This is a genomic window from Micromonospora sp. NBC_00858 (genome assembly GCF_045207365.1).
Taxonomy (GTDB): domain Bacteria; phylum Actinomycetota; class Actinomycetes; order Mycobacteriales; family Micromonosporaceae; genus Micromonospora.
The window spans coordinates 4493031-4515365 of the sequence record NZ_CP108828.1 but is presented as its reverse complement, the minus strand read 5'-3'; the positions used below and the strand labels follow the sequence as shown (position 1 = coordinate 4515365).

At 72.3% G+C, this 22335-nt stretch carries 17 protein-coding genes and 3 tRNA genes; 9 read left to right on the top strand and 11 right to left on the bottom strand.

All coding sequences use genetic code 11. The features are described 5' to 3' along the window. The first annotated feature begins 349 nt into the window (after positions 1–349). Positions 350–3247, top strand: coding sequence for a glycoside hydrolase family 9 protein (locus OG990_RS20995; RefSeq protein WP_406076906.1), 2898 nt, complete (start codon positions 350–352; stop codon positions 3245–3247). Between the two features lie 114 nt (positions 3248–3361). On the opposite strand, the gene OG990_RS20990 is transcribed toward OG990_RS20995, so the two are convergent. The 3 genes from OG990_RS20990 to bioB are packed head-to-tail and all read right to left on the bottom strand — an operon-like array spanning position 3362 to position 5098. After that, complete coding sequence (locus OG990_RS20990; protein ID WP_355603380.1) at positions 3362–3868, bottom strand: GNAT family protein; 507 nt, start codon at positions 3866–3868, stop codon at positions 3362–3364. A 4-nt stretch (positions 3869–3872) separates the two neighbouring features. Then, the gene (locus OG990_RS20985) at positions 3873–4082 is read right to left on the bottom strand and encodes a hypothetical protein (protein ID WP_328425065.1); all 210 of its coding nucleotides are present in this window, start codon (positions 4080–4082) and stop codon (positions 3873–3875) included. 20 nt (positions 4083–4102) lie between these two features. Next, on the bottom strand, positions 4103–5098 hold the full coding sequence (gene bioB / locus OG990_RS20980) for a biotin synthase BioB (protein WP_406076905.1): 996 nt from the start codon (positions 5096–5098) through the stop codon (positions 4103–4105). 205 nt (positions 5099–5303) lie between these two features. Between bioB and OG990_RS20975 the strand changes: the two genes are divergently transcribed. From OG990_RS20975 to OG990_RS20960, 4 genes are read left to right on the top strand one after another with little or no spacing between them, the layout of a single operon-like run. Beyond that, positions 5304–6440: an 8-amino-7-oxononanoate synthase gene (locus OG990_RS20975; RefSeq protein ID WP_328426391.1), complete on the top strand. Its 1137-nt coding sequence runs from the start codon at positions 5304–5306 to the stop codon at positions 6438–6440. Between the two features lie 58 nt (positions 6441–6498). Then, positions 6499–7203, top strand: a complete 705-nt coding sequence (gene bioD, locus OG990_RS20970; protein ID WP_355603720.1) for a dethiobiotin synthase — start codon at positions 6499–6501, stop codon at positions 7201–7203. Positions 7204–7257: 54 nt separating this feature from the next. Then, the gene (locus tag OG990_RS20965) at positions 7258–8829 is read left to right on the top strand and encodes a sensor histidine kinase (protein ID WP_406076904.1); all 1572 of its coding nucleotides are present in this window, start codon (positions 7258–7260) and stop codon (positions 8827–8829) included. A 2-nt stretch (positions 8830–8831) separates the two neighbouring features. Beyond that, complete coding sequence (locus OG990_RS20960) at positions 8832–9509, top strand: response regulator (protein WP_386989272.1); 678 nt, start codon at positions 8832–8834, stop codon at positions 9507–9509. Between the two features lie 29 nt (positions 9510–9538). Here the strand turns inward: OG990_RS20960 and OG990_RS20955 are convergent, their stop codons facing one another. The 5 genes from OG990_RS20955 to OG990_RS20935 form a co-directional block, all read right to left on the bottom strand. Further along, positions 9539–10339, bottom strand: a complete 801-nt coding sequence (locus OG990_RS20955; protein WP_406076903.1) for an ABC transporter permease — start codon at positions 10337–10339, stop codon at positions 9539–9541. Beyond that, entirely contained in the window at positions 10336–11268 is a 933-nt protein-coding gene (locus OG990_RS20950; RefSeq protein ID WP_406076902.1) for an ABC transporter ATP-binding protein, read from the bottom strand. The genes OG990_RS20955 and OG990_RS20950 overlap by 4 nt, the downstream gene beginning before the upstream one ends. 87 nt (positions 11269–11355) lie before the next feature. After that, positions 11356–12207 (bottom strand): polysaccharide deacetylase family protein, encoded by an 852-nt coding sequence (locus tag OG990_RS20945; protein WP_406076901.1) that lies wholly within the window; start codon positions 12205–12207, stop codon positions 11356–11358. 250 nt (positions 12208–12457) lie between these two features. Continuing rightward, positions 12458–13639, bottom strand: a complete 1182-nt coding sequence (locus OG990_RS20940) for a cytochrome P450 (protein WP_406076900.1) — start codon at positions 13637–13639, stop codon at positions 12458–12460. Between the two features lie 9 nt (positions 13640–13648). Then, positions 13649–14317 carry a class I SAM-dependent methyltransferase gene (locus OG990_RS20935; protein WP_406076899.1) on the bottom strand — a complete coding sequence of 223 codons (669 nt, stop codon included), beginning with the start codon at positions 14315–14317 and terminating at the stop codon, positions 13649–13651. Between the two features lie 177 nt (positions 14318–14494). On the opposite strand from OG990_RS20935, the gene OG990_RS20930 reads away from it, so the two are divergent. After that, positions 14495–15334, top strand: a complete 840-nt coding sequence (locus OG990_RS20930; protein WP_406076898.1) for a hypothetical protein — start codon at positions 14495–14497, stop codon at positions 15332–15334. 106 nt (positions 15335–15440) lie between these two features. Here the strand turns inward: OG990_RS20930 and OG990_RS20925 are convergent, their stop codons facing one another. Together OG990_RS20925 and OG990_RS20920 are read right to left on the bottom strand one after the other, a co-directional pair. Next, positions 15441–18371, bottom strand: a complete 2931-nt coding sequence (locus tag OG990_RS20925; protein ID WP_406076897.1) for a M36 family metallopeptidase — start codon at positions 18369–18371, stop codon at positions 15441–15443. Positions 18372–18568: 197 nt separating this feature from the next. Continuing rightward, positions 18569–19171: a TetR/AcrR family transcriptional regulator gene (locus OG990_RS20920; protein ID WP_406076896.1), complete on the bottom strand. Its 603-nt coding sequence runs from the start codon at positions 19169–19171 to the stop codon at positions 18569–18571. Between the two features lie 399 nt (positions 19172–19570). Here OG990_RS20920 and OG990_RS20915 point away from each other — a divergent pair. The 3 genes from OG990_RS20915 to OG990_RS20905 all read left to right on the top strand — a co-directional run bounded on the left by OG990_RS20915 (position 19571) and on the right by OG990_RS20905 (position 19836). Then, positions 19571–19643, top strand: a tRNA-Gly gene (locus OG990_RS20915). A 34-nt stretch (positions 19644–19677) separates the two neighbouring features. Next, positions 19678–19748 (top strand) — tRNA-Cys (locus OG990_RS20910). 13 nt (positions 19749–19761) lie between these two features. After that, positions 19762–19836, top strand: a tRNA-Val gene (locus OG990_RS20905). 144 nt (positions 19837–19980) lie between these two features. On the opposite strand, the gene OG990_RS20900 is transcribed toward OG990_RS20905, so the two are convergent. After that, on the bottom strand, positions 19981–22074 hold the full coding sequence (locus tag OG990_RS20900; RefSeq protein ID WP_406076895.1) for an ATP-binding protein: 2094 nt from the start codon (positions 22072–22074) through the stop codon (positions 19981–19983). Positions 22075–22335 lie beyond the last annotated feature (261 nt).

Below are 22335 nucleotides of genomic sequence, written 5' to 3'. Positions count from 1 at the left end.
CTCCGAGATTGGCCGAGGGGACGGCACATGATCCATTCGCGGGATCCCCGACCGGCATCGGTCAATCGGCCTGAGCTGCGACGACGTCCTGGACAGGAGTTGGATCCCGGCGGACTTTCCCGGCCGTCGAGCGCGTGTCGCGGTAACGCGTACGTGCGTCACGACGCTGCCGGCGCACTCGGCGGGCTTCCCAACCGGCGGTGTCCACATTACATTGTCGCTTATCCATGGGAGCGCTTCCATAGATGCTCATGGTCACTCCACCACCCCGCAGTCGCCGGTGGCCGTGCCGTTCGACGCCGTCCCGCGTCGGTGCGGCCGCCGGCGGCGCCTCCGACAGGAGCCCGCCATGCGCCACCCCACCCGGCCGGTCCCCGGCCACCCCGGCCGATCGCCGGTCGTCGACCAGCCCTGGCCGCGGCGGCTGCTGGCTGCCGGCGTCGCCCTGCTCACCGGGCTGTCCCTCGCGGTCGCCGCACCCCCGTCCGGGCCCGCGTCCGCCGCGCCGGCCTTCAACTACGCCGAGGCGTTGCAAAAGTCGCTGCTCTTCTACGAGGCGCAGCAGTCCGGCCGGCTGCCCGACTGGAACCGGGTCTCCTGGCGTGGCGACAGCGCGCTCACCGACGGCGCCGACGCGGGGTTGGACCTCACCGGCGGCTGGTACGACGCCGGCGACCACGTCAAGTTCGGCTTCCCGATGGCGTTCAGCGCCACCATGCTCGCCTGGGGCGCGGTCGAGTACCGCAGTGGCTACACGGCTTCCGGGCAGTTGCCGCACCTGCTGAACAACCTGCGCCACGTCAACGACTACTTCATCAAGGCGCACCCCGCGCCGAACGTCCTCTACGGACAGGTCGGCAAGGGCGACGACGACCACAAGTGGTGGGGGCCGGCCGAGGTGCTGCCGATGGCGCGGCCCGCGTACAAGATCGATGCGAGCTGCGGCGGCGCGGACCTGGCGGGGGAGACGGCGGCCGCGATGGCCGCCTCCTCGATGGTGTTCCGGCCCACCGACGCGGCCTACGCCGACCGGCTGCTCGGGCACGCCCGGCAGCTCTACACCTTCGCCGACACGGTGCGGAAGTCGTACCACGAGTGCATCACCGACGCGACCAGCTTCTACCGCTCGTGGAGCGGCTGGCAGGACGAGCTGGTCTGGGGCGCGATCTGGCTGCACCGGGCCACCGGCGAGGTCAGCTACCTGGCCAAGGCCGAGAGTGAGTACGACAAGCTCGGCACCGAGAACCAGTCCACCACCCGCTCCTACAAGTGGACCATCGCCTGGGACAACAAGCAGTTCGGCGCGTACGTGCTGCTGGCCAACCTGACCGGCAAGCAGAAGTACGTCGACGACGCCAACCGCTGGCTGGACTACTGGACCGTCGGCGTGAACGGCCAGCGGGTGCCCTACTCGCCCGGCGGGATGGCGGTGCTCGACTCCTGGGGCGCGCTGCGGTACGCCGCCAACACCTCCTTCGCCGCGCTGGTCTACAGCGACAGGACCACCGACGCGACCCGCAAGGCGCGCTACCACGACTTCGCCGTCCGGCAGATCAACTATGCGCTGGGCGACAACCCGCGCAGCTCCAGCTACGTCATCGGGTTCGGCGCCAACGCGCCGCGCAACCCGCACCACCGCACCGCGCACGGCTCCTGGTGGGACAGCCAGAGCGTGCCCGTCGAAACCCGACACACCCTCTACGGCGCGCTGGTCGGCGGTCCGTCCGCGGCCAACGACGCGTACACCGACAGCCGGTCGGACTACGTGATGAATGAGGTGGCCACCGACTACAACGCCGGCTTCACCTCCGCGCTGGTCCGGCTGGTCTCCGAGTACGGCGGCAATCCGCTCACCGGCTTCCCGGTCGCCGAGACGCCGGACCTCGACGAATTGACCGTGGAAACCACCGTGATGCAGGCCGAGCCCCGGGCCACCGGGCTGAAGGCGATCATCTACAACAAGTCCGCGTTCCCGGCCCGGGCCCTGACCGACGGCCGGTTCCGGTACTACTTCCGCCCCGACGGCGCCGGGCCGGTGCAGGTCACAGCCGGCTACACCCAGGGCTGCCCGTCCCCGACCACCGCCCGGCAGTTCAGCGGCGACATCTGGTACGTCGAGGTGGACTGCACCGGGCACACCATCGCGCCGGCCGGCCAGTCGCAGCACCGGATGGAGGTCCAGTTCAAGATCGGGGTTCCGGAGGGCGGCACCTGGGACCCCACCAACGACCCGTCGTACCAGGCCACCGCCGGGCCCAACGCGCGCGTTCCGCTGTACTCGGGCGGCACCCGGGTCTGGGGCGACGAGCCCGGGCCGACCGTGCCGGACACGACCGCTCCGACCGTGCCCGGCCAGCCCGTCGCGTCGAACCTCACGGCCCGCTCGGTCACCCTGACCTGGGCGGCGTCCACGGACAGTGGCGGCAGCGGGCTGGCCGGGTACGAGGTCCGCGAGTTCCTGGTCGGCAACGACGTGGTGGTGATCCGGCCCGTCACCGGCACCCCGCTGACCGTCTCGACGCTGCTGCCGGAGCGGACGTACCAGTTCACGGTGGTGGCCCGCGACGGCGCTGGCAACACGTCGGCCGCCTCGCCGACACTCAGCGTGACCACGCCGCCAGCCGGTAGCGCCGACACCACCGCGCCGAGCGCGCCCGGCACCCCGGTCGCCTCGGCCGTCACCGCCACCGGGCTCACCCTGAGCTGGCCGGCGTCGACCGACAACGTCGGCGTCACCGGGTACCGGGTCTACCGGGAGGCCGGCGCCACCGACCCGCTGGTCGGCTCGCCGACCGCCGCCACGCTGGCGGTGTCCGGGCTGACCGCCTCCACGGCGTACCAGTTCTACGTGGTGGCCGTGGACGCGGCCGGCAACACCTCCGCGGCGTCCGCGCCGGTCGCCGTGACCACCGCGCCCCCGCCAGCCGGCGATGCCTGCGCGGTGGGGTACGTCACCAGCGACTGGAGCACCGGCTTCACCGCCACCGTGACGATCACGAACACCGGCACCACCGCGATCAACGGCTGGACGCTGAGGTTCAGCTTCCCCGGCGGGCAGACCGTCAGCCAGGGCTGGTCGGCGACGATCAGCCAGGCCGGCGCGGCGGTGACCGCGACGAACCTCTCCTACAACGGGACCGTGGCCCCGGGGGCGTCGGTGAGCCTCGGCTTCAACGGCACCCACTCCGGCAGCAACCCGAAACCCACCGCCTTCACCGTCAACGGCACCGCCTGCACGCTCGCCTGACCGAGATCTTGGACAGTTGCCGTTCACCGGGAACGGCAACTGTCCAAGATTCACTTGTCGTCCCGCCAACCGGCGGCGATGAGGGCGCCACGGACGGTTGAGGCCCCGGCCGGCTCACTCCACGAGGTCGTCGGCGAGCAGGTCCATCAGCAGGCCGTCGTGCCAGCGACCGTCCTCGCCGCGCTCGTAGCGGCGCAGCACCCCCACCGGCCGGAAACCAGCCTTGGCGTACGCCCGGATGGCGGCGCTGTTCGCCGCCGCCGGGTCGATGGTGAAGCGGTGGTGGCCGTACTCGTCGATCAGGTGCCGGGCCAGGGTGCGGATGGCGTCCACGCCGAGCCCGGCGCCGCGTACCGCCGGGTCGAGGAAGATGTCGAGGCTGGCGTGCCGGTAGTCCGGGTCCGATTCGGCGTACCACTGGATCGCGCCGATCACCCGGCCGTCGTGCTCGATGGCGTACAGCGTCAGATCGTCGTCGTCCAGGTCGGCGCGGACGGAGTCGGTCAGGTCGTCGCCGCCCCGCCACCACCGGCGTACCTCCGGATCGGCCCGGATCGCCGCGAGGGCCGTCACGTCGTCGTCCGTCACCGGCCGCAACGTCACCGCACGCCCCCGCAGCATCGGCTCAGCCCCGGATCTCGCCGTGCTCGACGCAGACCGCCGACCAGCCGACCGGCAGCACCTGCACCTTCATCCGGCGGCGGCAGTGCGGGCAGTAGCGCGGCGGCTCCAGCGCCCGGGCCGCCGCGCACGACTCGTGCCCGCCGATCGCCGCGTCCTCGCCGCAGCGGTCACACCAGCGCTGCGCCGCCACGGGCTCGACAAGCTCGGTCACGTCGTTCTCACCGGATCATCTCAGAGGGTCGCCGAGAGGGCCTTGACCGGCATCTTCAGCTCGTCCAGCAGGTCCAGGTCGGCGGTCGCCGGCCGACCCAGCGTGGTCAGGTAGTTGCCGACGATCACCGCGTTGATGCCACCGAGCAGACCGTCGCGGGTGCCCAGGTCACCGAGGGTGATTTCCCGGCCGCCCGCGTACCGCAGGATGGTGCGCGGCATGGCCAGCCGGAACGCGGCGATGGCCCGCAGCGCGTCCTTGCCCTCCACGACCGGGCGGTCACCCAGCGGCGTGCCGGGGCGGGGGTTGAGGAAGTTCAGTGGCACCTCGTGCGGGTTCAGCTCGGCGAGCTGCGCGGCGAACTCCGCCCGCTGCTCGACGGTCTCGCCGAGGCCGAGGATGCCGCCGCAGCACACCTCCATGCCGGAGTCGCGGACCATCCGCAGCGTCTCCCAGCGCTCCTCCCAGGAGTGCGTGGTGACCACGTTCGGGAAGTACGACTTGCAGGTCTCCAGGTTGTGGTTGTAGCGGTGCACGCCCATGTCGACCAGGTCGTCGACCTGCTCCTGGGAGAGCATGCCCAGCGACGCGGCGACCTGGATGTCGACCTCGGCCTTGATGGCGGCGACGCCCTCGCGCATCTGCTTCATCAGCCGAGCGTCCGGGCCGCGCACGGCGGCCACGATGCAGAACTCGGTCGCCCCGGTCTTCGCGGTCTGCTTCGCCGCCTCGACCAGCGACGGGATGTCCAGCCAGACCGAGCGCACCGGGGAGGTGAACAGGCCGGACTGGGAGCAGAAGTGGCAGTCCTCCGGGCAGCCGCCGGTCTTCAGCGAGACGATCCCCTCGACCTCGACCTCCGGGCCGCACCACCGCATCCGCACGTCGTGGGCGAGCTGGAGGGCGGCGGGCAGGTGCTCGTCGGGCAGGTTGAGCACGGCGAGGACGCCGGCCTGGTCGAGGCCGACGCCGTCACCCAGGACCTGGGTTCGGGCCTGGTCGAGGATCTCTGGCATGGCTCGTACCCTACAAGGCCCCCGGGTCACCGGGAACGGCCTGCTGGCCGGTCGGTCCGCTCGCAGCGGGCCTGCCTCGAAGCTGGAGTTCGGTGCAGGTTTGGCCCCGCGTACCGAGTGGATCCGTCGGGCCGGTGGTGGCGGGTGGTAATTTCGCCCGGCGGGTGTCGGGGTGACCGGCCCGCACGGCGGCGAAGGGGTGACGGTGGCGGACTGGCTGGCGGCGCTCGACCGCCGCGCGGATCTGCGGGCGAAGGCTGGGCTGACCCGGCGGCTGCACCCGCGTCCCGCTGGCGACGGGATGACCGATCTGGCCGGCAACGACTACCTCGGCCTGGCCACCCATCCGGAGGTCACGGCCGCGGCCGTGGCGGCTCTGTCGGCGTACGGGCTGGGAGCGACCGGGTCGCGGCTGGTGCGCGGCTCCACCGACGCGCACCAGGCGCTGGAGGACGAGCTGGCGCAGTGGCTCGGCACCGACCGGTCCCTCGTCTTCTCCTCCGGCTACCTGGCCAACCTCGGAGCGCTGCGGGCTCTCGTCCAACCCCGGACGCTGCTCGTCTCCGACGCGCACAACCACGCGTCCCTGATCGACGGCTGCCGGATCTCCGGCGCGGAGACCGTGGTGACGCCGCACGCGGACGTCACGGCGGTGGCCGCAGCGTTGTCGGCCGCCCCGGGCCGCCCGGCGGTGGTGGTCACCGAGTCCGTCTTCTCGGTCGACGGCGACCTCGCCCCCCTGGCCCGGCTGCACGAGGTGGCCCGCCGGTACGGCGCACTCCTGCTGGTCGACGACGCGCACGCGCTCGGCGTGACCGGTCCGACCGGCGCCGGTGCGGTCGCCGCCGCCGGGCTGGCCGGCGAACCGGACGTGGTCGTCACCGCCACCCTGTCAAAGGCGCTCGGAGGAGCGGGTGGCGTGGTCGCCGGCCCGGCCGAGTTCGTCCGGCACCTGGTCGAGACCGGGCGCACCTTCATCTTCGACACCGCGCTGCCGCCGGCGGTCGCCGCCGGCGTGCACGCCGCGCTGCGGCTGGCCAGGGCCGGCGACGGCCTGCGCGCCGAGCTGGCCGACCGGGTGGCGCTGGCGGTCGCTCGGCTGCGCGCGGCCGGGCTGACCGTCTCCGCGCCGGACGCGGCGGTGATCTCGGTGACCGCTCCCGGGCCGGAGGCGGCGACCACCTGGGCCGCCGACTGCCGGGACCGGGGCGTCGCGGTGGGCTGCTTCCGGCCGCCGTCCACCCCGGACAGCCGTTCCCGCCTGCGGCTCACCATCAGCGCCGGGGTGTCCCGGGCCGATTTTGAACGCGCCCTGGACGTCATCGTGGAGTGCGCGCCGTGAGCGCGAGGAGTGAGCCGGGTTTGCGAGCGCTGCGGTGAGCGAGCCGTGGCGTGGCCCGGTGCTCGTCACCGGCACCGACACCGAGGTCGGCAAGACGGTGGTCACCGCGGCGATCGCCGCCGCCGCGCAGGCCGCCGGCCTGCGGGTGGCCGTGGTCAAACCCGGCCAGACGGGTACGTCCGGCGGCGAACCCGGCGACGTGGACGCGATCAACCGGCTGGCCGCCCCGCTCACCGGCCGTACCCTCGCCAGCTTTCCGGACCCGCTGGCCCCGCTGGCGGCCGCTCGGGTCGCCGACCTGCCGCCGCTGGAGCTGTACACCGCCGTGGACGCGGTTCGCGACGAGGCCGACAAGCACGACCTGGTGCTGGTCGAGGGTGCCGGTGGGTTGCTGGTCCCGATGGGGCTACGCCCGTCCGGCGAGCCGTGGACGATGGCCGACCTGGCGGTGTCGCTCGGTGCGCCCGCCGTGGTGGTCGCCCGCGCCGGGCTGGGCACGCTCAACCACACGGCGCTGACCCTGGAGGCGCTGGACCGGCGGGCCGTGCCGGCCGGCGTGGTGATCGGCGCCTGGCCGGCCACGCCGGAGCTGGTGCACTGGACCAACCTCACCGATCTGGTACCGAACCTGCTCGGCGCGTTGCCCGCCGGTGCCGGCGCCATGGACCCGGGCGTGTTCCGGCGCTCCGCGCCGGGCTGGCTCACCCCAGCCCTGCACGGGGTGCTCGACGACTGGCGGGCCTGGGCCGAGGAGATCGGCTGATCACCTGACTTTCGTCGGTGTCCGGCCAGGTCGTGCGTGGGTAGCCTGGCCGCCGTGAGGACCCCGAGGTGGCCGGTGGACGGGGCGTCGGGCGTGGCGCGGCCGAAGGATGCGTTGCTCTGGGTGGTGCTCGCCGCCCCCATCGGGTTCGCGGGGCTGACCCCGCCGTTCTCGCGGCACGGTCTGGCGTCGCTGGTCGGCGGGCTGGCGCTGCTGGCCGTGGCGGTGGTGCTGAGCCGGCGTCGGCCGCTGGTCGGCCTGCTGCTGGTGGTGCTCGGGTCGCTGGTCGACGGCAATTTCGTCTTCGCCATTCCGGTGTTCAGCTACCTGACCGGGCGGCGCAGCGCCGGGGCGGCCCCGGCGGCCGTGCTGTTCGGCGTGATCGCGTTCGGTGGCACGGTGCTGAACCTGGGGTTGCTCGGCACCGCGGCGGGCACCTGGTTCATGCTCGCCTCGGTGCTGCTCTTCGCCGGTGTGTTTCCGTGGCTGGTGGGCCGGTACCGCCGGCAGCAGCAGGAGTTGGCCGACGCGGGCCGCCGGCAGGCTGACGCGCTGGCGCGCGAACAGCGCGGCGCCGCCGAGCGGATCCGGCTGCGCGAGCGGGCCCGCATCGCCGAGGAGATGCACGACTCGCTCGGCCACGACCTCAGCCTGATCGCACTGCGCGCCGCCGCGCTGGAGCTCGCCGACGACCTCGACCCCGCACACCGGGCGTCGGTGGGGGAGTTGCGGGCCAGCGTCGCCGCCGCCACCGAGCGACTGCACGGCATCATCGGCGTGCTGCGGGAGGAGGGCGGCCCGGCTGGGCTCCGGCCCGCCGGGGAGACCGTCGCCGACCTGGTGGAGGGTGCCCGGGAGGCGGGGATGGCGGTCCGGTTGGACGTCCCGCCCGGTGCGGTCGAGCTGCCCGGGATGACCGGGCTCGCCGCGCACCGGGTGGTCCGGGAGGCGCTCACCAACGCGGCGCGCTACGCCCCGGGCGCCCCGGTGACCGTCACTCTCGCCCCCGCTGCGGACGAGATCGAGGTGCGGGTAGTCAACGGGCCGGCGCCGGCCGGCCCGCTGCCCACCCCACCGTCCTCCGGCAGCGGGCTGCTCGCGCTCGCCGAACGGGTCCGCCTGGCCGGCGGCATGCTGGACGTTGGCCCGCGCCCGGACGGCGGCTTCGCGGTACAGGCCCGACTGCCACTGCCCACCGCCCCTGCCGGCGTGGTCTCCGCTGTCCCTGCCGCCGGTGGGTGGCCGGCTGCGGATGAGGCGCCCGGCCCGGTCGAGGGCGGCGCGGAGCGGCCGGCCGACGCCGAGCTGCGCGACGCCCACCGACGGGTACGGCACAGCCTGCTGCTGGCGCTCGGCGCCCCGGCCGGCCTGGCCCTCGTCCTGTCGCTGATCTACTACCCGGTCGCCACGGCCGGCACCGTGCTGGACGAGTCGGCGTTCGACCGGATGCGGCCGGGTGTGGCGCGCGGCGATCTGGCCGAGCTGCCCCGGCGGCAGGTCGACCCGAGTGCCGGCGTACGGCGGTCCGGCTGCGAGTACTACACGGACGGCAACTTTCCCCTCGCCGCGCCGACCTGGCGGCTCTGCTTCGCCGACGGCCGACTTGTCAGCAAGGAGCGGATCTGACGATGAGCAGCGACACCATGGAACGTGGGCCGGTACGGGTTGTCCTCGCCGATGACGAGGCGATGATCCGGGCCGGTGTTCGCGCCATCCTCGCCGCCGATCCGGCCATCGAGGTGGTCGCCGAGGCCGGCGACGGGCGGGCGGCGGTGGAGCTGGTCCGCGCACACCGACCCCGGGTGGCGCTGCTGGACATCCGGATGCCGCGGCTGGACGGGCTGGCCGCCGCCGCCGAGATCCGCCGGGTGGCGCCAGCGACGGCGACGGTCATGCTGACCACCTTCGGCGAGGACGACCATGTGGCCCGGGCGCTCGGACACGGTGCCAGCGGGTTCCTGCTCAAGGCCGGGGACCCGCGCGAGCTGATCGCCGGGGTGCACGCGGTCGCCGACGGCGGGGCGTACCTGTCGCCACGGGTGGCCCGCCGGGTGATCGAGCTGGGCGCTGGGCGGTTGGCCCGCCGGCCCGCAGCGCGGGACCGGACGGCGGCGCTGACCGAGCGGGAACGGGAGGTGCTGGCGCTGGTCGGGGCGGGGCTGTCCAACGCCGAGATCGCCCGCCGGCTGCACCTGGTGGAGGGCACCGTGAAGAGCTACCTGACCAGCATCTTCACCCGGTTGGACGTGCGCAACCGGGTGCAGGCGGCGATCATCGCCTACGAGGCGGGGCTGGTCGACGGGTGAGCGGGGGCCGGCAGGCCCCCGCTCACCGTTCAGGCGTCGCGGCGGCGCAGCGCGACCCGGCCCAGCAGCAGCGCCGCACCGGCCCACCCGGCGAGCAGCAGCAGCCCGACCACGCCCGGGTACGGCTCGGTGTCGCCGGCCAGGAAATGCCCCCCGGCCACGCCGGGGAACACGTCGGCGATCCGGTTCAGCACGGCGATGTCCGGCTCCTGAAGCGACAGCGGCACGATCATCAGGGTGGCGAAGAGCACGGTGAGGGTGAGCACCGCGCTGCGTAGTGCCGCGCCGAGGCCCAGCGCGAGCACGCCGACCAGCGCCAGGTAGGTCGCCACCGCCACGATGTCGCTGATCGTGCCGGCGACCGGCACGCTGCCCCACTCGCCGAGCGCCGGCCACGCGACCAGTGCGCCGACGCCGCCGAGCAGCAGCCCGAGGGCGAAGGTGACCGCGCCGGCGACCACGGCCTTGGCCAGCAGCACCCGACCGCGTGCCGGGGTGCACTGCAGGGTCGTCCGGATGGTGCCGCTGGTGAACTCGGCGGTGATCGCCAGTAGGCCCAGCGCCAGCACGGCGTACTGGGTCAGCTCGACGGAGTCGATCACCACGCTGCCGACGGTGACGATTCCCCGGTCGTCGAGCGGGTCGTCGTTGGTGTTGTCGTTGGCCGCGTAGATGGCCAGCTGGACGGCGCTCGCAGCCATCAGCAGCAACGCGGCCAGCGCCGTCCACCAGGTGGTCCGCACCGAGAACAGCTTGGTCCACTCGGCGGCCACCGCGCCGCGGAAGGCGGCCGGGCCGGGACGGGTGTTCGGGATGGTGCCGGTGCTCATCGTGCCCCGCTTCCGGTCGGGCCGCCCGCGTACTCGACGCTGGCGGCGGTCAGCTCCATGAACGCCTGCTCCAGCGACGCGCCGTGCGAGCTCAGCTCGTGCAACCGCACCCCCAGCTCGTACGCCAGGTCACCAACCCGGTCCACGGTGCTCCCGGTGACGGTCAGCTCGTCGGGGCCGGCCGGCTCGACGGTGGCGCCGGCCGCGACGAGGCGCGCGCCGAGGGTGGCCAGCCCGTCCGGGTGCGGACTGCGGACCCGGACGGCGACCGCGCTGCCGGCGATCACGTCGTCGATCGGCGCGTCGGCGAGCAGCCGTCCGCGGCCGATCACCACGAGCTGGTCGGCGGTGAGCTGCATCTCGCTCATCAGATGGCTGGAGACGAAGACGGTCCGTCCCTGGTCGGCGAGCGAGCGCATCAGCTGTCGGACCCAGCGCACCCCGTCCGGGTCGAGGCCGTTGACCGGCTCGTCGAACATCAGCACCGGCGGGTCGCCGAGCAGCGCGCCGGCGATGCCGAGCCGCTGACCCATGCCGAGGGAGAGGGTCTTGCCCGGCTTGGCGGCGGCGCGCTCGTCCAGCCCGACGGTGTCGAGCACCTCGTCCACCCGGCGGGCCGGGATGCCGTTGCTGCGGGCCATGGCCAGCAGGTGCGCCCGGCCGGACCGGGTCGGGTGGATGGCCCGGGCATCGAGCAGCGCGCCCACCTCGTGCAACGGCTGCCGCAACTCCCAGTACGCCCGGCCGCCGACCAACGCCTGCCCGGCGCTGGGCCGGTCCAGGCCGAGGACCATCCGCATGGTGGTGGACTTGCCGGCGCCGTTCGGGCCGAGGAAGCCGGTGACCCGGCCGGGCGCGACGTCGACGGTCAGGGCGTCGACCGCGACGGTCGCCCCGAACCGTTTCGTCAACCCACGTAATGTGATCATGCGCTGACGCTAGGCGCACGGACCACCCTGCCGCCGCGCCCGAACGGCAGCACTGCGCCCTGACTTTCGTCAGGTCCGCAACGTCGGTCAGCCCACGTAGTCCTCCAGCACCGCCGGGGTGAGCCCGGCCCGGTGGATCGCCTTCAGCGCCGCGAGGAGGTCGTCCATGAGCGCCGGCCGGAAGTGCATCAGCAGTACGTCGCCGGGCCGGACGACCTTCTCCGGAGTCTGGTAGCGCACTTTCCCCTCGTGGACGGTCTCGGTCCAGTGGAAGACCGCCTTCATGCCGCAGTCGTGGGCGGCCTTCAGCGTGGTCGAGTCCCGGTCGCCGAATGGTGGGCGGAACAGGGCCGGCCGCTTGCCGAACAGCGTCTCCAACTCGTCCGCCGCGCCGCAGATCTCGTGCTTCTGGGAGGCGTACGACCGGCCCGTCAGCGAGGGGTGCGTGATGGTGTGGTTCGCCACGACCCCGCCGGCCGCCTCGATCTGCCGGAAGTAGTCGGTGTGCTCGGCCGCCGCCGGCGAGTTCAGGAACATGGTGACCGGGATGTGTGCCTCCCGGATGAAGTCGATCACCTCGGGCGGGCGGGCCAGCCCACCGTCGTCGATGGTGATGAAGGCGACCTTCTGCTCGGTTGGCACCCGGTGCCAGAACGGCGCCGAGCCGTTCGCCGCCGGCTGCACCGGTTGCGGTGGTGGTGCCGCGGGGAAGGCCGGCACCTGCGACACGTACCAGGCCAGGCTCTTGAATACGGGCTTTCCGGTCGCGGACGGCGAGGTCGACGGCGTCGCCGAGGACGCGACGGACGGGCTCGGTTGATCCGCGGTGATCCGCTGGACCTGGAGTCTGGGGCGGTGGTCGGCTGCGCAGGCGCTCAGCGCCAGGAGGGCCAGAAGTGTTGTTGCCGCGCGGATGCGGCGCACAGGGGTTGCTGACACGCCCGGAAACGTATCGAGTCGATGTCAGGATCTTGCAGCCCGGTGGTGCTCCCGCTGGCGGCAACGAGGTGTTGCCCGGGCTGCCTAGTCTCGGGTCAGAGTTGCTTCGGTCAACGGGGGCGGCGGATGGCGCGGTGGATCATGCAGGTGCTCGCCACATGTGGCTTCGGCCTGCTGCTCGGGTTCATCGGGCTGAGTGTGACCTTCAATAAGCTCGTGGAACCGCCTCTGGGGAGCGGGGAGCATCGTGCTACTGGTCCATGGCCCGCTCGACTGACCGGATCACGAAGGCGTCGGGCATCCGGAAGGTGAGGTTGTCCGGGCACCAGGGGGCGCGGACCACGGTCACCCCGTCGAGCAGCGGCGCGGCCTCGGCCACCACCACGGCCGCCTCCATCCGCGCCAGCACGTCACCGACGCAGCGGTGCGCACCGGCGCCGAAGGCCACATGCCGGCGCGATCCGCGCTGACCCGGGCGGAACTCGTCGGGCGCCTCGACGACCGCCGGGTCCCGGCCGGCGCGGGCCAGCCAGAGCACGAGGCTGGTGCCCGCCGGCACCACCGTCCCGCCCAGCGTGCTGTCCGTCGCCGCGACTCGGCGCCAGGTGACGATCGGCGGTTCCAGTCGCAGTCCCTCCTCCACAACGTCGGCCGCCGCGACCTCGCCGGTGCGGAGCCCGGCCCGCACCGACGGCTCCCCGGCCAGCCGGTGCAACAGCAGGGTCAGGAACTGCGAGGTGGTCTCCTGCCCGGCGACCAGCAGGAAGAAGAGCGCGCCGACCACCACGTCCGGCGCGTGCCCGGCCGCGCGCAGTTCGGCGGCCAGCCCGCCGCCGGTGGCCGCGAAGTCGCGCAGCACGCGGTGGAACCGGCCCACCTCGGTGGCGAGCGCCTGCTGCCGGTCGGCGTCCAGCGGCGCCCAGAACAGCTCCAGCGCGGCCCGGGCGAATTCCTTGACCGCGCCGACCGGTGCGTCCGGCAGCTCGACCAGCCGGGCCAGCACCAGCAGTGGCAGGTCCGCGGCGAGTTCCGTGTGGAGGTCGACTGGCGCGCCGGCGTCGAGCGTGGCGGCCAGCCGGGTGACCCGGTCCCGGACCAGCGCGGTGAGCCAGGGGCGCTGCGCGGCGACCCGGGCGGGGTGCAGCGCGCCGGCGACGATCGACCGGATCTCCGGATGGCTGGCACCCGAGTTGTTCGCCAGGGTCGGTGGCAGCCGGAACCGATGCCCGGCGAGCACCCGCAGCGCCGTCACCGGCATCGGGGTCACCGCGTCCAGCGCCTTGTCCGGCCGGTAGGTCGCCGGGTCGGCGAGGACCTGGCGGACCAGCGCTCGCCGGGTCACAACCAGATGGGGTACGCCGACGTGGTCGGTCACCGTGGCCACGTCCGGCCAGGGTGCCTCGACCTCGGACGCCCAGCTCCGGAACAGCACGCCGCCACGCTAGCCGGCGGCCCCCGGCAGCCCGGCCCGCAACTGCCACACGGTGGTGCGCTTCACCCGGACGCTCTCCAGGGCCTCCGGCACCGGCACGTCGTAGTGGGCGAGCTCGTCGAAGCGGTCCCGGGGCAGGAACGCCCGACCGGGGTCGCCGACCAGCACCAGGGCGCCGGCACGGGCGGCGCGGAGCAGGAATCGCAGCATCCGGCGGGCCATCGCCTCGCTGTAGAAGGCGTCCCCGGCGAGCACCACCTCGGCGTCCCCGGCGTCGCCGTCGAGGATGTCGCCGAACTCGGCGTCGACGCGTACCCCGTTGGCCTCGGCGTTGAGCGCGACGGCCGCGACGGCCAGTTCGTCCACCTCGACGGCCCGGACGGCGGCCGCGCCGGCCCGGGCCGCGGCGATGGCCACCAGGCCGGAGCCGGAGGCGAGGTCGAGCACCCGGCGGCCGGCGACCAGCTCCGGGTGGTCGGTCACGTAGCGGGCGAGGGCCTGGCCGCCGGCCCAGGCGAAGGCCCAGAACGGCGGCGGTCGGTCGGTGCTGAACTCACCCTCGGTCAGCTCCCAGAGCCCGATCGGCTCGTCCGCCTGGTGCAGCCGCACCTCCGGGACGAAGGCCACCGGGGTGAGCCGGGCGTGCAGCCGGACGAAGGTGGTGGAAAGTTCGGACACGTCGGCGATTGTCCCAGCGACCCAGTGCCCGGCGTGTCGCGGGGGACCGGTGACCGGTTCACCACCGTCGGTGAAAACGCGCCCTGTCCTTGCCGCCCGGTGCGAACACACCCGTCTGGTCGGGTCGACGCCCCGCTCCTAGCGTTGCGTGGTGGAGGCAACCGAACGGAGACGGCGGTGGTGACGGTGTGGCGGTACGCGCTGCGGCTCGGGGTGGTGCTGGCCTGTCTGAGCGGGGTGGAGCTGGTGCTCGCCGCTCCGGCGCAGGCGGCGTTCACTACCGAGTTGAGTGGGCTGCCGGCCCGGTTCACCGCCGGCGACCAGGTGCGTACGGTCTCCGCGGTGGTCTCGCGGACCGACCGGCGCGGCGGGTGCGTGAAGGTGCGCTGGTCGATGGTGCTCAGCGTGCAGGGCATCCGACTCGACCAGGTGAAGATGGACCGGGTGGAGGAGACCGGCGACTTCCCGCTGGAGATCCAGACCGAGGGCGACGTGGCCCGGCTGACCGACCGGCAGCTCGACCCGGGCACGCTCTGCCCGGACCGCACGGTCACCGCCCGCTACCGGTTGGCCTTCGCCGAGGACGTCACCGAGGGGCGGGTCACCCTCGCCGCGGAGGCGTACGACGCGAACCTGCGCCTGCTGGCCCGCCAGACGGCCACCCGCTCGGTGGTGGGGGCGGGCGGCGTCCCGAGCAGGTCGGCGGAGCCGACCGGAACACCAGCGGAGCCCAGCGACCCGGCGAACGCGCCGGGCGAGGAGGAGAGCGCGGGGCCGGTCGGCGACCAACCGGTCGACGCCGCGCCGCCGGCGTCCGGCCGCCCGGTATCGCAGGCCGGCGGCTTCGGCGTGACGCAGGCGGCGTTCCTGCTCGGCGGGCTGCTGCTCTCGCTCGGGTTGGGGCTGCTGCTGCGGCTGCGCCACCTGACCCGGGTCGCGACCGCGGAGGCCGACGACCCACCGGTGGACCGGCTGTGGGAGCGGCCGGCCGGCCGTTGGCGAACGGCCGGCCGCTGATCGAGGCGGTTGATGGCCTGTCCGGCGGGGCCGGGGGCCGCGGGCGACCGGTCCGCCACTGATCGAGGTGGTCGGGGCCGGCGGAGGTCCGCCGGCCCCGACGGTGTCACTTCGAGAACGCCTGGAACTCGGCGATCCTGACCTGGTTCCGGGCCGGGCTGGCGGTCGCGCAGTCCGTCGTCGTGGCCGGGTCGTTGTCCTGCTCACCGGCGTACTGCGGGCCGCCGGTGCATTGGCTGGCCAGCACCTCCAGCCGCAGGTGGGTGGCGAGCGTGGTGGGCACCGCGAACGTCCGGAGGTTGATGTCCCGGGTGTACGCCCGGTACGCCCCGCCGGGGAACGCGTCGCCCGCACTGGTGTAGATCCGCTGCCAGCGCGCCGGATCCGCGCAGTCGGTGGTCTTCGCGTTGCAGGCCGACACCGCGAACGAGCGCAGCGCGCTGAGCGCGTTCTGACTGCCGGTGTCGGCGTCCCCGGTGATCGCCGGGCGCAGCATGGCGCTGACGTTCACCCGCTTGACCACCTGCGGTGCGTCCCCGGGCAGCGCCACGGTGAGCTGCCGGCCGGCCACCCCGTCCAGCGAGGCCCAGTTCGTCGCCTCGGTGTCGTCGGCGACCCGGTCCAGGTTGACCCCGTCGCCGCTGACCGTGGCGCCGGACGCCGTGGACGCGAGGTTGCGGCTCATCCGCAGGTCCACGTATCCGTCGTGATCGGCCTTGGCGACCACGCTGAGCCGCTGGTGTCCGAAGCCGGGCGCCACCGCGAGCAGGTCGTACGTGCCGGCCACCAGCTCCACGGTGTCCGGGATCGGCGTGGCCGGGTCAGTGTCCGCGATCGGCATCGCCCGTGCCTCGTACGCCCCGACGTACACCCGGATCGGCGCGTCGGCGCTGTCCCCGCGCGGGCGCAGGGTGAGCGTCGCGTTGCCGCCGCGCGGCGAGGCGAAGCTCGGCGTCGGGTCGGTGTCACCGGCGCCGTTGGTGACCGCGTCGCGGCCCATCCCGGAGCGGGCGAACTCGGCCCAGATCAGGTCCTGGTTCGCGCCGCCGAAGCGGAGCAGGTCGGCGGTGAGCATGTTGTCCCGCATGTCGAGCATGCTCACCTGGCTGGCCGCCTGGAGCAGGAACGAGTCGAAGACCAGCTGCGACCAGCGCCGGTTGCCCGGGCACTTGTCGGCGGCGACCTTCCCCTGCGCGCACTCCAGCTGCCGCTGCGGGGTGCCCAGGCCGTACCGCTTGACCAGCGCGGAGCGGACCCGGAAGTTGGTGGCGCCCCAGATCTCCCCGTCGGCGTGCACGGCGGGACCACCGGTGTTGTAGCCGATGTCGGAGTAGTTCAGCGGGCTGCGGCTGAGGTCGTAGTTGCGGATGCCGCTGACCAGGTTGCCGGTGACGTAGCCGCCGGTGACGAAGGGCGTCTCGCCGGGCGCGCGCAGCCCGTGCTGGAAGAGGTACTCGGCGGCGAGCAGGTCGCTCCACGACTCACCCATCGACCCGCCCTGGTGGCCGCCGATCCCGCTGTCCGGGCCGGCGATCATCCGGTTGCTGATCGCGTGGGTGTACTCGTGGCCGATCACCGTCATGTCATAGTCGCCGTCCACGCACGGCGGGTACGGCCCGCCGGCCTGCGGCTGCCACAGGTACATGTTGGTGGTCGGCGGCAGCCCGTCGCGCGGGGTGCCCTGGTTGGCGTTGTTCCGGTTGCCGGTCAGCGCACCCTGCTGGGCGCGGCCCTGCTCGGCGTCGCCGCCCAGCCCCGCCGGGGTGAGGTTGACCGCCTGGAGGTTCCACGCCGACTCGGTGAAGCCCAACTGGTACGCCCAGTCGTGCATCCGGTTGTGCATGGCGAAGAGGTTGCCGATCGCCGCGTCGGCGTCGTTGCGCTGCGCGGAGGTGAACACCTCCGGGTTGCACTTCGCCTGGTGCCACTGGTCGGTGAACGGGTACTCGTAGCGGCGTTCCGGGCTGAGGGTGGCCGGGACGACCGGAGTGCCGGCGCCCCAGGAGAGCACCGTGTTGGCCGAGTTGCCGCGCGAGGTGAAGGTGGGCGTGCCGGTTGCCGCGTCGACGTCCCACGGCTGGCCGGTCGCCGGGTCGCGGAACGCGGCCTGACAGCCGGGCGTGGGGTCGCCACACCAGCGCACCCGGGGGTCCTGCCCGGGAGCGAGGTCGCGGGGCGGGGTGGCCGGGAAGACCGCCCAGCTCGGGTTGTCGGAGTCGAAGTCGACGAGGTCCTCGCGGACCAGCACCTGCCCGGTGATCCCGTCCACGTAGGTGGTGAACGCGGCCGGGTGGTCGGTGTCCGCGCCGATCAGCGTCACCTCGTATCCGGCCCGAGGCCCGTCCACCGGGGTGGGCACGGCCACCGCGCGCACGGTGTGGCTGGCCACCGCGCTGGCGTCCAGCTTGGCGTCGGCGAGCGCGGCGGCGTACGCCTGCTCGGCGGTGCGGGTGGCCGGCGCCGGTGCGCCGGTGTCGCGGGCCAGCGAGGAGCTGACCGAGAGCACCGCGCCGCCGGAGACCGCGATGGTGACCAGGCCGTCCGGGCCAGCCGGCAGGTCGCCGAAGCGCTGCCGCAGGGTGACCACGGCACCGCTGCCGATCGGCCGGACCAGCACCCGCTCCAGGCTGGACACCGTGGCGGTGTCCATCCCGAACAGGTCGCGGTTGGCGGCCAGGTAGGCGCGGGCCGCGGCCTCCGGGTCGGTGGGCAGGCCGGTGGCGAGCGGGGTGCGGCCGGGGCCGAGCGCCTGCGGGGTACCGAGCCGGTTCCACCGCACGTCGGGGTCGGCGGCGCGGGCCAACCCGCGCTGGCGGGCGTCCGGCGCCGCCGTACCGGTGCGGTTGTCGACGTCGGCGTGCTGGTGCCCCTCGGCGAACGGCCCGGAGCGGCGCTCGGCGGACGGCGCGCCGCCGGCGGGGGCCGCGGTGCTCGCGCCGGTGGGGAGCAGCGCGGCGACCGTCGCGGTCGTCGCCAGTACGGCGATGAGCCGGCGTCGACGCCGGCTCATCGGGGGTGACCACTCCGGTTGTGGCACGGGACCTCCTCGTGGGAGCGGGATGGCCGGCGGCCGCCGACCGACGCTGCGCGGTAACGCATGCGCATCTGTGGATATCAGCCGCTAGGGGCGGCGGCAAGGCCCCGGGCCGGCGACGCGCCGACAGATCGAGATAAATCAACGGTGCCGGTGCCCGCACGCCCGGCTGCCCGCCGGATCGACCCGGCCAAACGGGGTCAGGCCAGGTCGGTGGGATCCAGGCCGAGTTCCCGGGAGGTCACCAGCCGGACCCACTCGCCGAACTGCCGGCGGGAGATCACCCGGTCGTGCACGGCGAGCTGCACGGCCAGGCCGTCCATCACCGCGCTGATCCGCCAGGCGGCCCCGTCCGGGTCGGCGCACTGGAAGGTGCCGTCGGCGACCCCGGCCGAGATCACCGCGGCCAGGTCCTGCCGCCAGCGCAGGTCGAGCCGGCGGGAGACCTTCTCCACCTCGGGGGTACGCAACGACTCCGACCAGCCGTCGATCCACATCGACCAGGAGGTGGCTCGCCCGGCCGGGGTGTAGAGCTTGAGGATCCGCCGGAGCTTGGTCAGCGGCGGGGCCGAGGAGCGGGTCACCACGTCCAGCCGGGCCAGGTCCTGCTCGACCGCGTACGCGAATGCCTGCGCGAGCAGTCGCTCCTTGGTGGCGAAGTGGTAGAAGACCAGCGCCTGACTCACACCGGCCGCCTGCGCCACGTCCGCTGTCCGGGTGTTGGCCAGACCGCGCTCGACGATCACGTCACAGGCGGTGCGCAGCAGGGCATCCAGGCGGATCTCGGCCGCACGTCTCGTCACGACCGTTACCGTAGCCCATCTACCCGAACACGAACAGTTACGGCCACCGTCCGATTCGTCGCACGACAGTCGGAAGCCGGACACTTCCTGAGGGTGCCTTCCGTCGTTCTTCTGGGAGTGTTCGTCGAGGTCCGCCGGCACTGGTCGACGCACCGGGACGCCCACCAAGGGGCGCCCCGCCTGTGCGGGGCCGGCAGGCCCCAGCGGTGCCGGAGTGTGACGATCAGGGAGTTACCAGGTCAGCCCCCTAGGAAGCCGGTCGGTGATGGCTCCGATCCCGCCAGCGGTCGCACTCGTCCACCTGCTTGGGTGGGACGCGCCGAGCCGGACCCCGAGTTGGCAGTCGTTCACCGGCTCGGCTAAAGTTCTCATCCGTCACCCGGGAACGTCCGGGGGCGTGCGGACGTAGCGCAGCTGGTAGCGCATCACCTTGCCAAGGTGAGGGTCGCGGGTTCGAATCCCGTCGTCCGCTCGGAGCTGCCGCCACGTATGACGGGGGCAACCTCGGTGGGGTGGCCGAGAGGCGAGGCAACGGCCTGCAAAGCCGTGTACGCGGGTTCAAATCCCGTCCCCACCTCAGCACAAGGCACGGGCGATTGGCGCAGTGGGAGCGCGCTTCCTTGACACGGAAGAGGTCACTGGTTCAAACCCAGTATCGCCCACCAGCAAAAAGGCCAGGTCAGAGATTATCTGACCTGGCCTTTTCTTGATCTTCACCCTAGATCACGAGTCACCCGTGAGTTGCGACGGTCTCCATGCCCGCAGACACGCCGGCCAGCCCGGAACGAGCCGCACTCATCGCCGGTCATTTATACAACGACCCGGACTGCCGTACTACCTTCTGGCGTCACAAGCGGGCGAGGCTTCAGCTCGTGCTTCCACAGGATTTCGCATATCTGGTCGAGGCCTCGAGTGAGGTGTCGACGGTAGGTTGAGAACGGTAGATTCAACCGATGGGCGGCACTTTGCTGGGTTCGTGACCCTTCAAGGTAGGTGGCCGCAACGGCGCGATGCATTTTGACCGTACGCGGATCCTCGCGCAGTGCGCTGACGGCGTCGCCGAGCACATCTCGCAACGCCCCGGCCACTGCCGCCTCGTCGACCGGCTGACCGGCGAGCGAATGCCGGACGAGCTTAGCGTGCCTGAGTGGATTGGCAGCCAGTTCGCTGGTGCTCCGCCAGCTACCGAGCGCATGCCGTACTGCCGAGTCGAATTCAGTTCGCGACAGTCTGTTCATGGCGCCGGCAGGTTGAGTGGTGGGCGACGTGTTGTAGCGGTCCGCGAACCAGTGTTCGAGGGGGACGTGCTCCCAATTTCGGCCGAACAGCGTGTGCTCCACGCCGTCGATTCGGGGGCGCTGCGGGACCGGCCGGTGTTGTGCGTGGTCCATGAGCCGACGCCAGTAGTCGGGATCGGAGGGCACGACATATGAGCAGGCCAGATTCTCCGCTTGTACCCACTCCGCCATGATGCGCAGCTGCATAGGGTGCAGCCTCGCCGATACGCGGTGGTACGAAGCGGGATAGACAAGAAACCGGTCAATCCTGATGTGCTCGTGGGCGCGCAGCGCGCCGGTCTCGGTGGCGTGGGCCCAGGCAGCAGCCGCGACCGGGTCTCGCTGGAGTGCCTCTCGGTCACCAGCACGAAGCCGGATCCATACCATGAACGCGACGAGAGCCCCGGATTCCGAACGATAGAGGCGTACGCACTCCGGCTCTCGCTGCAGCCAGAAGTCCAGAATGGCGATGGACTCCGGCCCTTCGGTCTCGGCCGCCATCGCGAGGACGTCGTGGCGGTCCTCCGGATTCATGGCTGCCTCGTGTAGCTGTCCTTCGTACGGGGTACTGAAGAAGTAGCGGTCCTCCTCCCCCAGTTCAGGTAGCAGGAGGTGAGACAGGTCCTGCATCGCGGGCAGCACGTCGGAACCGGTGGCGGCCCGGCCGACCTGGAGCAGGTACGGCCAGATTCGATTGTAGATTTCGGCGTAGCGCTGTTGATTTCGCCATCGCAGGTCCGCCTCCAGGACCCCGCGGACGATGTCGTGCGGATATATTCCGCGTGGACCCAGTTCTACGTATGGTTGCTGAATCAGCCAGTCGAACACCATGGCAGCGTCCGACTTGCTCATCACCGTCTGGAGCAGCGCTTCCGTAGTCACACGCGCTTGGGTCAACACGGTCAGCGCCACACGATGCGTCTCACTCGGCACGGGTCCCACGAGCTGACCCATCAACGGCGCGATGAAGTCCTGCGTGGGTCTCCACCTGGCATGGGAGGCACCGATGCGGGCGGCGGCCTCTGCCATGAGGCTCAGGGCCAACGGATTCCCACCGGCGAAGGCGGCGATGGTGTCTCGTAATTCCGGCCTCACACCACGGGCATCGAGCAACGCGGCAGACTCCTTGAGACTGAGCCCATCGAGCTCCATCACTTGAAGTGTGCCCGCCCAGGCTACGTCGGAGGTCCAGCTCGCCGCCGGTGGTCTGCGGCCGGCCACGACCACCACCACACCGGTCTTGACCTGTGGAAGGAAGCGGTCCCGCAGCCAGTCTTCCAGAACCTCGCACTTCTCGAAGGTGTCAATCAATACCACCGTTCGGTGATCGGTGTGTGCCGTCTCCGCCTCCACGAAGAATTCGGCAGGAGACGGCTCAGTGCGGCCGTCGATTTCGATCACAGTGCGACCGGCTTCCTCGGCTTCGTCCTTGAACCGCCGGAGCAGCGACGACTTGCCGATTCCACCGGGACCATACAGAAAACACACCGCGTATGCGCCGGGCTCACCTGCCAGCGCGGCCCGAAATTCGGCCAAGTAATGCTCTCGACCGATGAGACCTCGAGCACGAGACTCGCGGAGACGGCCCGCCAACCGGGCCTGCGGCGGGGACGGGAATTCATGCATGACGCAAAGGTCCCTTAACAAATCTGAGCGCTAGGCTGCCGCGGCTGCGAGGCGGCCGGCTCAAAGCGTAGACGGGTTCAACGTTCTGCCATGGTCGACAACGATCACCCTTTGGCATGGCGACTTTGATGAAAGATCAGCCTACCCGAAGCGGGCGGGTCGACTGCCTCCAGGGACAGTCGACCCCCACTACCTCGGTTTATTGACCGGTTACTGCAAGACGCGGTGCGATGTGACCTGGTCGAGGGACGATTTCGCCGA